The following is a 14,010-nucleotide window of genomic DNA, read 5'->3' on the forward strand; positions in this document are numbered from 1 at the left end:
CTCGGCTCCCCCTGGGATGCCGTGCAGGTCGCAACACAAGCATGGGAGCGCGAAACGCGCCTAGCGGCGGCGTTCAAAGTGTCCTAGCGGCGCTTGGATTGCGGTCTCGAGATCGCGACATAGTTGGGGCTCGGCGGAGGCATAGGTGATCTGCATAGAGTGCGAAATGTGTCCCGAAACTCGCAATTCCGTACCGTTCGTGGTGCGGTCGGAGTCATGCTCGCCGCAGTGTTCGCGATCGGTCTGAGCGGTTGTGCGCCGGATCCGGTCAGCGATTCCTTCCTCAAGGGTGAGAACACCGGCTATGTGGCCGCCGACGGCGCGATCGTCGAGATCCCGATCACCGAGCGGAGCGAACCGGTCGCCTTCAGCGGTACCACTGAAACTGGTGATGATTTCGACAGCGCGGACAACGCCGGCAAGGTCACGGTGGTGAACTTCTGGTACGCCGGGTGCGCGCCATGCCGCATCGAGGCGAAGGATCTCGAAAGCGTCTGGCAGGAATACGGCGGCGAGGATGTAGCTTTCATCGGCATCAACACCCGCGATCAGGCCGACACTGCCCAGGCTTTCGCTGACGAGTTTGGCATCACCTACCCAAGCCTGATCGACGTGACCACGGCCGAGGCGAAACTCGCATTCTCCGAGGCCGTGCCGATCCAGGCGACGCCGACGACTCTCGTGCTCGACAGACAGGGCCGTGTCGCCGCCCGCATCATCGGACCCATCGACGGCACCTCGATCCTCTCGACGCTCGTCAAAGACGCTCTAGCAGAAACACCATGAACACCGACATCATCATCGGGTCCGGCGCGCTCTGGCTCGCAGTCCCCATCGCGATGCTCGCCGGCCTCGTGTCGTTCCTGTCGCCCTGCGTGCTCCCGCTGGTCCCCGGCTACCTCGGCTTCCTCGGCGGAGCGGTCGCGCCGCGCTCGAAGGGTGACGCGACGAACGCAGTCGCGCCTGAGCGCCGTCAGCTCGTGGTCGGCGTGCTTCTGTTCATCCTCGGCTTCAGTGTCGTCTTCGTTCTCATCACTGCGCTAGGCGGCACGGCCGGCGTGTTCTTCCTACGCTGGGGAGACCTGGTCACACGCATCCTCGGCGTCGTCGTCATCCTGATGGGGCTCGTCTTCCTCGGGTTGTTCAGTTTCGCCCAGCGAGAGGTCCGCTTCCACGTCGGCTCCCGGGCCGGGGTCGTCGGGGCTCCGCTCCTCGGAGTAGCACTCGGCATCGGCTGGGCGCCGTGCATGGGTCCGACGCTTGCCGCGATCATCGCGCTTTCGTTCAACGCCGGCAACCCTGTCCGGGCCGGCTTCCTTGGCCTCGCGTATTCGCTTGGCCTCGGCATCCCGTTCCTGCTGGTCGCACTCGGGTTCGGTTGGGCGGCGAAGACGGTCGAGTTTCTCCGTCGTCACATCCGGGTGGTGAACGTCTGCGGCGGCATCCTGCTTATCGTCCTCGGCCTCCTGATGGTGACGGGGCTGTGGACCGACATCATGTCGCGGCTGACGGCGGTGATGGGCAGCGTCATCCTTCCTCTCTGAGATCCCTAGCAGGGACGTCGCGAGTGCCGACTGGAGCAGTCCTCTCTACCCAACTGCTCATGTCGACGGCGCCAGTTCGTGATCCCGTGTCGGAGCCTTAGATGTAGACGCCGCGATCTTCCATGAATCGGACGGGGTTGGTGTAACCACCGTTGATATAGACCTCGAAATGCAGATGGCACCCGAAGGATCGGCCGGTGTCACCCGCGTAGGCGATGACCTGGCCGGAATTGACCCACTGCCCCCGGCCAACGGCGATGCCACCGGGTTTGATGTGGGCGTAACCGGTGCTGACGCCCCCGCCGTGTTGGATGCGGACGTAATTGCCGTAGTTGCCGTTGGCGCCGGCGTAGTCCACTGTTCCGGAGTTGGCGGCGTAGATCGCCGCTCCGCAGCCGTTGGCCATGTCCGCGCCGTAGTGGTAGCTCGAGGAGCAGCCCTGCGATCCGCAGATGGGGGTCCGCGGGCCGTAGCTTGAACTCCGGCCGCCCCCGTGGGGACGAACCCAACCGCCGCTCCCGGCGGAGCCTCCGCCGCCACCGTTGCCGCCTCCGTTGGCTGCGGCTTCGGCGGCTTCGCGTTCGCGACGGGCTCGCTCTTCGGCCTCGCGTGCGGCTACACCCGCCTGGTAGCCAGCGACAGTCTGCGTGGTGGTGTCTTTCAGCGCGGCGAGCTGCGCCTGCATCGTCTCGAGGTTCGCGGCTTGCTCGTCGAGAGCGGCTTGCGCGGCGTCGGCCGCTTCTTGTGCGGCAATCATCTTCTGCTCTGCGACCTGCTGTAGTCGGTCCCGTTCGTCGCGGGCGACCTTCGCCTGATCGGTCAGCGATTGGGCGGTGTTGCGCGCCGAGATTGCGTCATCGTAGACCGATCGGTTGTACTCGAGTAGCTTGTCCATGGTGCCCAGCCGGGACAGGAGCTCATCGGCGTTGGCCGCGGAACCGGAGAAGAACAGTTGCAGTGCTGAATCGTCTCCACCGTTGCGGTACAGCTGTGCCGCAACTTGACCGGCCCTTCGCGCAGAGGTTTCGGCAATCGCTGATTGTTCGTCGGCCTGCGCCTGCAGGCTCTCGGCTTCCGTGATCGCAGCGAAGTATTCCTGTTGTGCTGCGTAGAACTCGTCGGAGGCTGTATCGGCGGCCGCCTGAGTCTCAGCGACCTTCTGCGTCAAGGACTGGATCAGCCCTTCGATCCGGGTGATCTCGGCAGCCTTGGCAGCTTCGTTGTTCTTGGCGCGTTGGACATCGTCCCAGCTCGGGTACGACGCAGCGTACGCGGCTGAGACGCCGGAGCCGATACCGAAGGCAGCGAATGCAGCGACGCCGAGGGCGCCGAGTCCGAAAGCGCCACGTCGAGTAATACTCAGCTTCCAGAATGAGTCGCGTTCGGCGGGCGTGGGTGCACACCCGCATTCTTCAGCCGCCTCCGTAGCAGCCGCGGAGACGCTTCGTCCGTTCACTGTGCCCTCTCCTCGAGCTCGGCTTCGTGGATTCTGCTGCCAGGGGCGCATAGATTGGCGATGCTCGCGTTGCCCGCTGTCTGGTCTATCGTCCGTTCGTGGGGGCCGAAGTCGCGCCGACTCGCCCGTGATCTCTGATCTGTGCCCCATATCTGACGCACCGGGCTTGAGTTCGACTGCTCTGACACGAAGCTCACTCTTTCGGGTCCGTGTGGGCGTCGGCGCTCAACCCGTTGCGTTTCTTCTTCTTTACTTGCCGTACGACAACGGTGGCGGTGATCACCGCGGCACCTATGACAGCAACGGCGATGATGAGCGGGATCGCGATCGAAGCCACCTCGTTATCGCCTGCGGATACCACCGGGGCAGGGGTGTCCGCTGCTGGCGGTTCGGTGGTTGGCGCGGCGGAGGGCGACGCCTTTGCCGGTTGGATCCGTGATTGTTCGTTCCCGCATGCTGGTTTGTCCCATCCCAGCCCTGGCTCGATGCCGGTGGGAGCGTACGTGAACGTGAAGCTCTCGGATATGGGGTGACCGTCGCTGGAGACGGCGTTCCACAGCACGGTGTAGACGCCCGGTTCTCCGAGTGCGACCGGGGTGGTGAGGATATTGCGGTCGATGGTGGAGCAGCTGGATTCATAGAAGAGGCCGTCGGGCCCTTGCACTTGGGCGAAGCTGGCCTGGCTGAAGTCAATGAGTTCCCCGCTGAACGTGAGAGCGACGTCGTCAAGTTGGGCGACGGTTTCGTCTGCCCCGGGCACCGTGTCCAGGAGGTTGTCGTGCGCGAGAGCTGCGGGGGCAGGTGCGGCCACGATTCCCAGTGTGATGAGGGCTAGAAGTGTGCTGGCGAGCCAGCGAGTGCGGTGGGTGGAGGTCACAGGTGCGGGTCCTTTCGTACGGCGGGCGCGGGGGTGCTACCGGTAGGTCGGTTGTTGCTTTTCGTGTGGAGGACGGAGATGCCGGTGAGGATTGCGAGCGTTCCCGCGATCATCAAGGTGGCGCCTCCGGCGAGGGCCTGGTCCTGGAGGGGGGTGGGTCCCCATGTCCGCCCCATGGCGCCAAACCACTCCGCGACGATGAGGTCGGCGCGGGTGATCGTGGCGATGCCGAAGAAGGCGGCCACGCCCGTGAGCGCAATGAGTGAGGCGAAACGCCACCGCCCCTCGGGGGTCGTGGACGCATCTAGGGCGATCGATCGTGCGAAGAGGCACCCGGTGACGAGGAGCTGGCTGATCATCCATTCCGCTCCGAGCTGGTCGTAGAGCGACCATCGGAACAGGTCGGAGTAGTGGATCAACCACAGCGATGTGGCGAAAAGAGACGCCGCGACGACGGGGCGCAGAGTAAACCGTGCCAGCGGGCTGTGGGCGGCCCAGAGAAGCCATTCCCGCGGTCCTCGGCTTCCATCCTCCCGTGGATGGGTGACCAAGGTTGCGAGGGTGACGGGCGCCGCGAAGACAAGGAGCAGGGGGATTGCGAGACTGAGGAGAGCGAAGGAGAGGAATCGCAGACTGATGAGCGCGTCGTCGTAGGCGGCGAGCGGTCCACTGGTCGTCCACAGAAGCACCCCCATCCCCGCAATCCAGCTGATCGTCCGCCTGGCTGGCCACGGATACCCGCGGCGCCGTGCGCGTTGGACGCCGACGAGGTAGAAGAAGATTCCGAAACCCGCGACGAGCACCCAGAGGAGGTCGGGGCTCCACGCCGTGAACCATCTCTGCAGGGTGAGTGCGACCGGGACAGGTGCGTCGGTGAGGATCTCCGCGGCGGTGGTCTGCGGGAGTGTGACCGTATCGGCGGGGGCGGCGGTGCGGGCGAGAGCTGCGGCGGCCCCGCTCGCGATACCCATGAAACCGAGTTCGACGCTCACGATCATCCAGAAGGCGCCACGGCCCTCGTTGGCCTTTGCGATGAGTCGACGGCGGTAGGCGGCACCCAGGATGCCCATGATCAGAAGCGCGCCGATCTTTGTGCAGAGGATGAGGCCGTACGGTGAGGCCAGGTCCTCCCACCGTCCGAGGGCAGTGAGCGTCCGCGCGTATCCCGAGATGGCGACGCCGAGGAACGCGATGAGCGCCACCGTCGAGTACCGGCGGAGCAGGTTCTCGAGTTCGTGCGGAGAGCTAATCGGTCGCACGACGACGAGCAGGATGAGACCCCCGAGCCATATTGCCGCTGAAATGACATGCAGGACGAGGGACATGACCGCGGGATCGTGGTTGGCGAGCTCACCCGAATGGCCCTGGGTGGCCATGGGTATCAGGCTGATGACCGCAAGCACGGTCGTGAACAGCACCGCCCCATAGCTGCGCACAGCGAATGCGAGGACTGTCACGACTGAGGCGAGGATCGCGGTGATAAGCCATGATCGTCCCAGCTCCGTGTCGAGGAGAAAGCGGCCGAGCTGCGCACCGAACTCGGCGCCCAAGCTCACTTGCGGATTGAATGAGGACAGGAAGGTGAGAAAAGCCACCACCCCGCTGGTGATGGTGAGGGTTGCGGCGCCGGCAGAGGCAATATTTAGCGCGACGGTGAAGGGTTTCCCCCCCGAGGGGAGAGCGAACACCGCCAGCACCAGGGGCCCGAGCATCGCCGCACCGGAAAGATTGACGAACAGCTTCGCGGCTGGGAGTCCCCATCGCACGAGCGCTCCAGGGTCACTGGTGAGTCTCGGTGCAGCTCCTCCACCGATTGCGAGCCCGACCACCACAGCGATGAGTGCGGCGACAACGAGAATCGTTGGTCCAACGATCCGGAGAACGACGGGATTCATGGAGTGGTATCTCCCGTCCCACTGCCAGGAGCGTCCGGGTCTTCCGTCACAGGTGCCGTGCATTCACCGGTCTTGGGGAGCTGCTGGATCGCCCCGGCGAGAGATTCAAGAACCGCGTCCGCCGACAGGGTGGTCGTGTCTACGTACACCTGGGCAGCCGGCTCCCGGCCGTAGGTTGTGAGCCGCAGATTCGGGGTCTCCTCCTCGTCGACGATCCAGTCGACGCCCCCCAAGCTGACACATTGCAGCGTGGTGGGGGCCGGGGGTTCCAACCCGCAGGTGAGGAGCACGCTACTGGGGGTGCCCCATGCTGCGGTGGCCTGAGCGTCCGTCCACACGCGAGCCTGGTCGCCAATCGAGTCCGGTAGTCGCACGGTGACCTCTGCGCACAGCGGGTCATTCGCGTTTGCTGCGGGCTCGAGGTGGACGGTGGGTGCGCAGCTGCTGAGTAGAAGCAGTGCGCACAGTGCCGCGACAGAGGTCAGAATCTTGAGCTTCACAACTTCATCCATCCGTCTTCTTGGGCGTCAGCATCCGCCGGCCGCTGTCGGATCGACATGATGAGCAGCGCTAGTACGGTTCCGATACTGAGTGTCCAGTCGAGCCACGGCATCAGCACGACGGCGAGGGTCGTGCCGGTGCGGAGAGGGACCTCGGTGATCTTCGCCGCGGTCGTGTCCACCGCAACCTGAGCCAACACCTGCCCGTCGCGGCCGATGACTTGACTGGTCCCGGTGGTGGAGACGTTCACGGCAGTTCTCCCTGTTTCGATCGCGCGCATGCGGGCGATGGCCAGCTGTTGGAGGTTCTCGTCGGTGCCTCTGAAGTCCGCGTTGTTGGTTTGAAACACGAACATCTGCGCGCCAGAGGCCGCGCTTTGGTGGATGACGTCGTCGTAGATGACGTCGAAACAGATCGCCAGACCGATGGGCACATCGCCAACGTTCACGAGGGGTGTGTTGGAGCCGGGCGTGTACTCGCGTTGTATCAATCCGATGAGGTCGGGGGCGATCGCTTCGTAAAACCAACGGTCCGGAACGTATTCGCCGAAAGGGACGGGGTTGGCCTTGTCGTGGAGCTGCTGCGGCCCGGCGCTGGTCCACAGCATCGAGGTGTTGAACGTATCGGCTCCACGAGTGGTCGCCGCATTCACCAGTGCCGGAGCACCAGCACCCTGCACGAGTCGATCAAGGCGGCCTGCGACGGCGACATCGCGCAGGGGATCTGCGTCAACGGCCCCTTCTGGCCAGACGAGAAGGTCCATCTCACGGTCCAGAAGAGGAGCGGTCGCTTCTTCCTGCGCGCGCATGATGTCACCTGTTGTCCTGGTGTCGAAGTAGCCGCTAGGGCCGTTGCCCTGCACCCATCCGACGCGCATCATTCCCGCTTGCTCGGTGGGGAACAGAGGGACGACTGTCGCGGCAACGACGATGACCGCCGCTGCTGCTGCTGGCTCCCATCGGCGGAGGATGAGGGCCTCCACGACGCTCGCGCAGACGAGAACCGTCAGGAAGGACAGCCCGGTGGTCCCCACCCATGAAGCGGCCTCCGCGAGCGGGCTCTCGGCGAGGCTGAAACCGACGCGCGCCCACGGGAAACCGGTGTACGGCGTACTCCCCATCAGCGTTTCTCGCAGCACCCACACCCCGGCGACGAGCACGGGAGTGATCGCGCGATACCCGTGTCGCGCCCGGGTGGTGGCGACACGATAGGCGAGTGCGATCAGCGCGCCGCCGGCACCGAACAGCAGGGATTCCAAGCCAGCCAGCGCGACCCACGGGATGGGGCCCAGAAACCGTGACACCCATACCAAGTGGGTGAAGTAGAAGGCCGCGCCGTAGACGAGGGAGATCAGGAACGCCCTGGGGAGAGAACGTCCGCGGAGCGTCCACAGCCCGATGGTTACGCTCACGAACGTTGCAGGCCACCACCCGTATGCGGGGTAGGCAAGATCCAGCATTCCTCCTGCGATGGCGGACGCGACAATCGCTACGGGGAAGGGCACCGCGGCTGGCAGGCGCGCGTTGTGCTTTCTGGGGTTGCCGCGCCTTGTTCGGCCGGAGAGGGCGTTTCTCACTAACGGGTCAGCGGTCACGGTCATGAGAGCTCAGTTTTTTGAGGTAGGCGTTGTACGTGTCGAGGTCGGTGTTCCCGTGCACGTCGGCGTACCGGTCGTCCGCGGCAGCACGAGCGGTGTCGCTGCGGAACCAACGATGCATCACGTAGATCAGCATCAGCACGGTCGGGGCTTCACCGTAGGACCATGCCAGAGCGCCGGCTAGCTGCTGGTCGGCGAGGGGATCGATGCCCAGCGCCTCTGTGGGGGCGACGAATGAGCCGACCAGGATCGTACTGGCCATCATGAGGAACACCCCGAAGAACGCGTGCAGCGCGGCTTCAGCAAACACGTCCAGTGCACGCGCACCATGACCCAACCTGACCGGCAGAGGATCGGAGGACAAGATGGGGATGGTGAACAGCATGCCGGCGAGGAGGAATCCGACCTCGAGCGCGACGTGACCTCCGGGCGCGGTGAGGATGACATCGGCAGCACCCGCAAGGTAGATGCCGTAGAACGCGAACAGGTAGAGCGGGACAGCGGCCCACGGGCTGAGTACCCATCTCGCGGCCGGGCTTCGAAGAGCACTGTGGGCTGCTGTGAGGACTACCCGTCCCGCTCCGTGATGCGGTGTTGCTCGCAGAAGAAGGGTTCCGGGTGAGCCGAGGACCAGTAGCGGCGGCACCATCATCATCAGAGTGAGCTGCTGGAACATGAAAACGGACACCAGCGCCTGGCCGTAGGTTTCAACGCCCAGACCGGTGACCGCCGCGAGGAGAATGCACCCGAGCAGGAAGCTGACCGTCCGCCACACGGGCCAACGACGCCCGTGCGTCCACAATCGGATCGCTCCGACGAGATACAGCGCAGCGAGGATCCCCGCGACGATGGGTAGCACCGGAAGCGGAATGTCGGCCGGTGCGAGGAATGTCTGCAGAGACGGGGGACTGCTGGGGATCTCGTTGCTCACGCGCATGGTCGTGACACGAAGCTCTCGCCGCTCACTTCCGGATCACCTTGATCGTCGCCCCCGCTGCCAGGAACACCACGGCCGCGATGGGCTGTGCTGTGGTCCACACAACTCCGGAGAAGGGGAATGGCATCACCGGATTCCAGAGCACGGCGATCGCGAGGAAGACCGGGATCCACCACCAGTGGCGTGCCTGCAGCGCAAACCACGCGACGATCAGCCCGAAAATTGAGGCGATGGAGAGGACGAGGGGTGCCCAATTCGCCTGGAAGAGCGCCGGGGCAAGGAACAGGATCGCGGCGGCGACGAGGCTGGGGGCGAGGGCGTTCCGCTGGTAAGTGGAGGGGACGCGTTCTTTGGGACTCATGGGTGAACCGTTTCTTCGGCGGGTACAGGGTCGACGGGATCGGGATCGGGATCGGGGTCTGGCCGGCGACGGCTTGTGCGCAGACCCGCGACGATGAGGAATACGGCACCGATGCCGAGAGCGACATCGGCGAGGTTGCCGATGAACAGGTTTCCGTAGGCGAGGAAGTCGGTGACGTGCCCGATCCCGAACGCGGGCGGCGAGAATAAGCGGTCGATGAGGTTTCCGATCGCACCGCCCACGATGAAACCGAAACCAACCGCCGACCACACGTTCCGGGCTCGGGTGGCGGCACCGATGAGGACTGCGGTGACAGCGACCCCGATGACGGTGATGACCCATGTGGAGCCTTCCCCGAGCGAGAAGATCGCCCCGGGGTTGAAGGCCAGTTGAAGACCGAGCCAGTCACCGATCAGCGGTATACGCGCATCTTGCCGCAACGTGTTCAGAGCAAGAGTCTTGGTGCCTTGATCGATCAGGATGACGATGGCGGCGACGATGAGCATCACGGCCGACCGGCGGACTCGATCACGCATCGGCGTCTTTCTCCGTAGCTGCGGCATCCTTGGCGGCCTGTGCGCGGTCGCGCTGGTGACGCCGGCGCCCGGCCATAACTACTCCCACGACGCCGATCCCCAGAATCAGTGCCAGACCCGAGAGGAAGAACAGGGGTAGCAGTTCGAAAGCACCGCCGCCGGATGCCGTGCCACCGTATGTTTGCGCGGGTCGGGCCGGTTCCGGCTCCTCGGTTGGGGAGGTTTCAGGGGTGGGGCTTGTGGTCGCAGTGCTGGGTTCCGTGTCCGTCGCGGGCGTGACGGTGTACACATACTCTCCGCTGATCGGGTGTCCGTCGGCGGAGACGGTCTTCCAGCGGACGGTGAAGATGCCGGTTGCGGCGTCGGGGGAGAGATGTTGGGTGATCGAGTCACCGCTCACCGTTGGCGGGTCGACGGCGACGTTTGCTCCGCTGTCATCGATAACCTCGACGACCGTTGCGTCGTCACCACCGGTGAGGGTCCCGGTGAACATCAGAGAGATCTCGTCGGGGGAGCCGTTGATGGTCGAGTCGGCGGTGGGGTACGACGAAACGAAGTCGTCATGAGCGGCGGCCGGAGATGCAGTCCCAAGTACGACGGATGCCGACAACAACAGGGTGGTGAGGACGGCAGTGGTGCGTGCCGAGAGGCGTTTATGCATGGGTGTCGTGCTCTCCGGGGTGGGATTCGGGTTCGATCTGGAAGGTGGAGTGTTCGATGCTCACGGCGAAATGTTCGCTGACGCATTGCTGAAGTGATGTCAGCAGTGCGGCGGAAGCTTCCATCGTGACGGTGTCATCGACCACGACGTGGGCGGTGAGCGTGGGGAGGTCGGTCGAGACCTGGGTCGCGTGGAGGTCGTGCACAGCGACCACGTGCGGAAGGGCAAGGATGTGGCGGCGGACGTCCTCGAGGTCGAGGCCGGCGGGTGTGGACTCCATCAACACCCGGCCGGATGCTCGCAACAGGATGAGGGTGCGGGGAATGATGAGCAGCGCGATCAAGACGCCCGCGACGGCGTCCGCCTGATACCAACCGAAAACGGCGATGAGGATGGCGCTGGCGATGACGCCGACGGAACCGAGGGCATCATTGACGACCTCGAGGAACGCGGCGCGCATGTTGAGATTGCGTCCGCGGCCGCTGAACAATACGAGCATGGAGGCGATGTTGGCGACGAGACCGACGATGCCGAAGAACAGCAGACTTCCCGAAGCGATCTCAGGGGGCTCGAACAGCCGCCGTACGCCTTCCACGAGCGCGAAGATGCCCACTCCGAGCAGCAGAGCTGCTTGAGCGAGCGCACCGAGCACCTCCGTGCGTTGAAGACCGAAGGTGTATTTGGGAGTCGGGGGACGGTTCATCAGATGCGCAGCGGTGACGGCCATCGCCAACCCGATGACATCGGTGAGCATGTGTGCAGCATCAACGAGCAGTGCGAGGCTACCTGTGATGATCGCGCCGATCACTTCGACGATGAAGACCGAGGAGGTGATCGCGAACGCGATGACCAGGCGATTGCGGGGAGTGGCGTCACCAATACCGTGACTGTGCCCTGTTTCTGTCATGGTGCTCCTTTACGGCCGTCCAACGATGAGCCGGGCGACGGTCGCCGCATCGCGACTCGCCCCAGCGAGGGTGTCAGCGTCCGCGCGGGAGTATCGCGGCATGCCAACAGTGAACAGTCCGGGGATGCGTGCACTGACGTGCAATGGCTGCCCGGGCGGCTCCGAATCTGGCAGCCATGTGTCTGCCGGCCTGTATCCGGTCGCAAGGACCACGGAATACGGCTTCATGGACGCCCCATCGGCGAACATCACGGTGTCTCCGCGAATCTCCGTTACGGCGGCGGCATGAGTGACGTCTGTCGAATCTACGCGGGGGCGTGCCTCGGACATCGGACCCTTACGCCGCAGCCTTGACCAGATGGGCCGCTCTGATACTCGTGAGGGTGCCGCTCGAGTGGAGAGGGTGACGTCGTGGGAGGACGCGAGTTCCTCAGCAATCTCCACTCCGCTGTATCCGCCGCCAACAACCAACACGGGGCCGGGGGGTACCTGCGCGGGGTAGAGGTACTGGCTGGAATGCAACACAACACCGGGTACTGCCAGTTCCTGGCGCCACCCCGGTATGCGCGGCACGGCGGCAGCTCCCGTTGCACAGACCACATTTCGGGTTTGCACCTCCCCGGCAGAGGTCGACAGATGCAGCGTGGATCCGTCGCCCAACCGGTTGACTCCAAGAGCTCGGGTGCTCCACACGGTTTTCACACCGGGGGCTTTCTCCACCGAAGACAGGTAGTCGGACATCTCATCCGCACTCGGATGACGATCTTCATCGCCCGGGAAAGGGAACCCGCGGACGACACTGTGGCGTGCCGCACTGCGTAGTTTCATCGACTGCCGCCGCGTGACCCAGCTTCGTCGACCGGGGGGTGCAGAATCGATGATCACGAAGTCTTTCTGTGGCTCAAACCCGGAGGACCTGAGCGCGGCGGCTGTCGCCAATCCGGAGTGCCCGGCGCCAACGATGATGACGCGACGGTGCGATAGCGAATGCGCCATCATTCAGCACCGTTCACCGCGGCTTCAATGCTGTCCTCCAGATCGGTCCACGTCTCCAGTACGACAGGCTCCCCATCGATGAAGAACGAGGGGGTACTGCTGACACCGAGCTGCTCACCCTCGTCGAGATCAAATTGAACCCGTTCTGCTGTCGCAGGATCAGCGACAGCCTCATCGAACGCGGCCATGTCCAATCCGAGTTCCTCCGCAAACCCCCGGAACAGGTCCGCACGAGACTCTTGAGCCTCACCCCATTGAGGCTGCGTCTCGAACAGGCGGTGATACATGTCTTCCAGGCGGCCCTGCTGCGCCGCGGCTTCGGCAGCGATCGCGGCGTTCTTCGAGTTGAGGTGACCCGGCAGCGGGAAGTAGCGGATCACGTAAGTGATCTCGCCATCGAACTTGCCGCGGAGATCCTCGACGAGGGGATAGAAAGCACCGCACGCCTCGCACTCGAAATCGAGGAACTCGACAACCGTCACCGCCCCTTCCCCTCCGTCATCGAGGACATGCGAGTTCTCACGGACGACCTGTGGACCATCAGCGGTCCCCGTCTCGGGTGCGGCAGCTTGATTCTGATTGATCAGGACGAAGACCAGCGCGACGACCAGCAACACCACGGCAAAAGCCACGGTGACAAGTACCGCTTTCACGGAAGATTTCATAGACACTCCAAACACACACAACGAACGAGGACGACCAGTGGAGCGCCATCGAAAAGATGGCGCCGCCAGGGTCAGGTCCGCGACAGAGAAAGCTGTGTGAGAGAAGGAGGCAACGCGAACAGGCACCCCGTCATGGCCGCCAGTGATGGTGCGCGCGGCAAACGTTCGCGAATACGAGAAGAGGGGACGTGACGGCGGAAGGTCCGCGTGACGATGAGCACCAAGAAGCAGCAGATGATACCCAAGAGGCACCCGGCAACACCGATCATGATGTCGTTTGCTGTGTCCCCGGTCACGACCTGTTCGGCGGTCGCGCCGACATCGCTTTCACCCGTAACCGCCGAGACATGGCCGACAGAAGGCGTCCCTAGCGACGACGAAGATGTCGTGCTCAGATACGGAGTCGCATCCGTCGCGTCACGGTGGCCGCCCTGCCATGCTCCGACAACGAGAAGAAGCGCCAGTCCGAGGGCTGTAATGATCTTCGTTATCAGGAAATCGTCGGCGCGGCTGGTGCAGTTGCGAGTGCGACCGTAGACGACCATGACCTCAGGATGCTACCAGCCCCACCAATCAAGATTCCTTGCGAACTCGTGAGCCACGCGCTGGTTCTACCGGCGAAACGAGGAAGTCTTGGGACGTCCGCTGAGCCAGCCCATCGCCCATTCAACTGGGCCAGTTCCGGCGAAGCGCCACCACAGCCAACCCACCACGATCATGCCCGGAACGATCACCAGCCAGCCCAAGTAGAAGTTCTCTGCAGAGCGGCCATACGCGTTACTCCAGAGCGCGATGAGGCCGCCATGCAGCAAGTACAGGGACAACGCCACCCGACCGCACGCGCACAGGGGAACAAAAGGGGTCTGCTGCTCGGCGCGCAGCTCGTCGGCACCCGCGGTGCGGAGATCTCCAAGCGCGTCGACACCTACGCCACGGCTCTGCACCACGGCAAGACCGTCGCAACGATGAGTGACCTCGACCTCTCCTGCACGCCCCCGCTCGGCTCCCCATGGGACGCCGTGCAGCTCGCAACGCAGGCATGGGAGCGCCAAACTCGGACGAGCACTTTGGTGTAAG

The 14,010-nt window shown here is 64.2% G+C and carries 16 protein-coding genes; 2 read left to right on the forward strand and 14 right to left on the reverse strand.

Annotated elements, in window-relative coordinates:
* Positions 1-216: 216 nt before the first annotated feature.
* Positions 217-786 (forward strand): TlpA family protein disulfide reductase, encoded by a 570-nt coding sequence (locus tag DW297_RS09605; protein WP_036271563.1) that lies wholly within the window; start codon positions 217-219, stop codon positions 784-786.
* On the forward strand, positions 783-1,544 hold the full coding sequence (locus DW297_RS09610; RefSeq protein ID WP_029259124.1) for a cytochrome c biogenesis CcdA family protein: 762 nt from the start codon (positions 783-785) through the stop codon (positions 1,542-1,544). Before DW297_RS09605 ends, DW297_RS09610 begins: the two co-directional genes overlap by 4 nt.
* 97 nt (positions 1,545-1,641) lie before the next feature.
* Here the strand turns inward: DW297_RS09610 and DW297_RS09615 are convergent, their stop codons facing one another.
* From DW297_RS09615 to DW297_RS18920, 14 genes are all read right to left on the reverse strand, one after another.
* On the reverse strand, positions 1,642-3,000 hold the full coding sequence (locus tag DW297_RS09615) for a M23 family metallopeptidase (RefSeq protein WP_127481845.1): 1,359 nt from the start codon (positions 2,998-3,000) through the stop codon (positions 1,642-1,644).
* Positions 3,001-3,193: 193 nt separating this feature from the next.
* Positions 3,194-3,811, reverse strand: a complete 618-nt coding sequence (locus DW297_RS09620) for a copper resistance CopC family protein (protein WP_168442833.1) — start codon at positions 3,809-3,811, stop codon at positions 3,194-3,196.
* Between the two features lie 62 nt (positions 3,812-3,873).
* The gene (locus DW297_RS09625; RefSeq protein ID WP_168442834.1) at positions 3,874-5,772 is read right to left on the reverse strand and encodes a cytochrome c oxidase assembly protein; all 1,899 of its coding nucleotides are present in this window, start codon (positions 5,770-5,772) and stop codon (positions 3,874-3,876) included.
* Positions 5,769-6,284 carry a DUF3515 family protein gene (locus DW297_RS09630; protein ID WP_136031764.1) on the reverse strand — a complete coding sequence of 172 codons (516 nt, stop codon included), beginning with the start codon at positions 6,282-6,284 and terminating at the stop codon, positions 5,769-5,771. The genes DW297_RS09625 and DW297_RS09630 overlap by 4 nt, the downstream gene beginning before the upstream one ends.
* The gene (lnt, locus tag DW297_RS09635) at positions 6,269-7,873 is read right to left on the reverse strand and encodes an apolipoprotein N-acyltransferase (protein ID WP_205814446.1); all 1,605 of its coding nucleotides are present in this window, start codon (positions 7,871-7,873) and stop codon (positions 6,269-6,271) included. The genes DW297_RS09630 and lnt overlap by 16 nt, the downstream gene beginning before the upstream one ends.
* Positions 7,857-8,807 (reverse strand): cytochrome c oxidase assembly protein, encoded by a 951-nt coding sequence (locus DW297_RS09640; RefSeq protein WP_136031766.1) that lies wholly within the window; start codon positions 8,805-8,807, stop codon positions 7,857-7,859. Before DW297_RS09640 ends, lnt begins: the two co-directional genes overlap by 17 nt.
* Before the next feature lie 25 nt (positions 8,808-8,832).
* On the reverse strand, positions 8,833-9,168 hold the full coding sequence (locus tag DW297_RS09645) for a DUF6804 family protein (RefSeq protein ID WP_136031769.1): 336 nt from the start codon (positions 9,166-9,168) through the stop codon (positions 8,833-8,835).
* Positions 9,165-9,674, reverse strand: coding sequence for a signal peptidase II (lspA, locus tag DW297_RS09650; protein WP_240744577.1), 510 nt, complete (start codon positions 9,672-9,674; stop codon positions 9,165-9,167). The genes DW297_RS09645 and lspA overlap by 4 nt, the downstream gene beginning before the upstream one ends.
* Before the next feature lie 22 nt (positions 9,675-9,696).
* Positions 9,697-10,365: a copper resistance CopC family protein gene (locus DW297_RS09655; RefSeq protein WP_136031774.1), complete on the reverse strand. Its 669-nt coding sequence runs from the start codon at positions 10,363-10,365 to the stop codon at positions 9,697-9,699.
* Positions 10,358-11,272 (reverse strand): cation diffusion facilitator family transporter, encoded by a 915-nt coding sequence (locus DW297_RS09660; RefSeq protein WP_029259133.1) that lies wholly within the window; start codon positions 11,270-11,272, stop codon positions 10,358-10,360. Before DW297_RS09660 ends, DW297_RS09655 begins: the two co-directional genes overlap by 8 nt.
* Positions 11,273-11,281: 9 nt before the next feature.
* A complete protein-coding gene (locus DW297_RS09665; protein ID WP_342589026.1) occupies positions 11,282-12,271 on the reverse strand; it encodes an NAD(P)-binding domain-containing protein in 990 nt (329 codons plus the stop codon).
* Entirely contained in the window at positions 12,268-12,933 is a 666-nt protein-coding gene (locus DW297_RS09670; protein ID WP_136031776.1) for a DsbA family protein, read from the reverse strand. Before DW297_RS09670 ends, DW297_RS09665 begins: the two co-directional genes overlap by 4 nt.
* Before the next feature lie 71 nt (positions 12,934-13,004).
* Complete coding sequence (locus tag DW297_RS09675) at positions 13,005-13,478, reverse strand: hypothetical protein (RefSeq protein WP_136031778.1); 474 nt, start codon at positions 13,476-13,478, stop codon at positions 13,005-13,007.
* Positions 13,479-13,544: 66 nt separating this feature from the next.
* The gene (locus DW297_RS18920) at positions 13,545-13,880 is read right to left on the reverse strand and encodes a hypothetical protein (RefSeq protein ID WP_168442832.1); all 336 of its coding nucleotides are present in this window, start codon (positions 13,878-13,880) and stop codon (positions 13,545-13,547) included.
* Positions 13,881-14,010 lie beyond the last annotated feature (130 nt).

It is taken from the genome of Microbacterium sp. PF5, from assembly GCF_004794315.1.
Classification (GTDB): Bacteria; Actinomycetota; Actinomycetes; order Actinomycetales; family Microbacteriaceae; genus Microbacterium; species Microbacterium sufflavum.

Excerpts from the sequence above, each read along its gene's own strand:
- DW297_RS09645 (WP_136031769.1), bottom strand. The coding sequence starts at position 9,168 with ATGAGTCCCAAAGAACGCGTCCCCTCCACTTACCAGCGGAACGCCCTC.
- DW297_RS09660 (WP_029259133.1), bottom strand. The coding sequence starts at position 11,272 with ATGACAGAAACAGGGCACAGTCACGGTATTGGTGACGCCACTCCCCGC.
- DW297_RS09630 (WP_136031764.1), bottom strand. The coding sequence starts at position 6,284 with ATGGATGAAGTTGTGAAGCTCAAGATTCTGACCTCTGTCGCGGCACTG.
- DW297_RS09670 (WP_136031776.1), bottom strand. The coding sequence starts at position 12,933 with ATGAAATCTTCCGTGAAAGCGGTACTTGTCACCGTGGCTTTTGCCGTG.
- lspA (WP_240744577.1), bottom strand. The coding sequence starts at position 9,674 with ATGCTCATCGTCGCCGCCATCGTCATCCTGATCGATCAAGGCACCAAG.
- DW297_RS09605 (WP_036271563.1), top strand. The coding sequence starts at position 217 with ATGCTCGCCGCAGTGTTCGCGATCGGTCTGAGCGGTTGTGCGCCGGAT.
- DW297_RS09610 (WP_029259124.1), top strand. The coding sequence starts at position 783 with ATGAACACCGACATCATCATCGGGTCCGGCGCGCTCTGGCTCGCAGTC.
- DW297_RS09665 (WP_342589026.1), bottom strand. The coding sequence starts at position 12,271 with ATGATGGCGCATTCGCTATCGCACCGTCGCGTCATCATCGTTGGCGCC.
- lnt (WP_205814446.1), bottom strand. The coding sequence starts at position 7,873 with ATGACCGTGACCGCTGACCCGTTAGTGAGAAACGCCCTCTCCGGCCGA.
- DW297_RS09625 (WP_168442834.1), bottom strand. The coding sequence starts at position 5,772 with ATGAATCCCGTCGTTCTCCGGATCGTTGGACCAACGATTCTCGTTGTC.
- DW297_RS09675 (WP_136031778.1), bottom strand. The coding sequence starts at position 13,478 with ATGGTCGTCTACGGTCGCACTCGCAACTGCACCAGCCGCGCCGACGAT.
- DW297_RS09640 (WP_136031766.1), bottom strand. The coding sequence starts at position 8,807 with ATGCGCGTGAGCAACGAGATCCCCAGCAGTCCCCCGTCTCTGCAGACA.
- DW297_RS09655 (WP_136031774.1), bottom strand. The coding sequence starts at position 10,365 with ATGCATAAACGCCTCTCGGCACGCACCACTGCCGTCCTCACCACCCTG.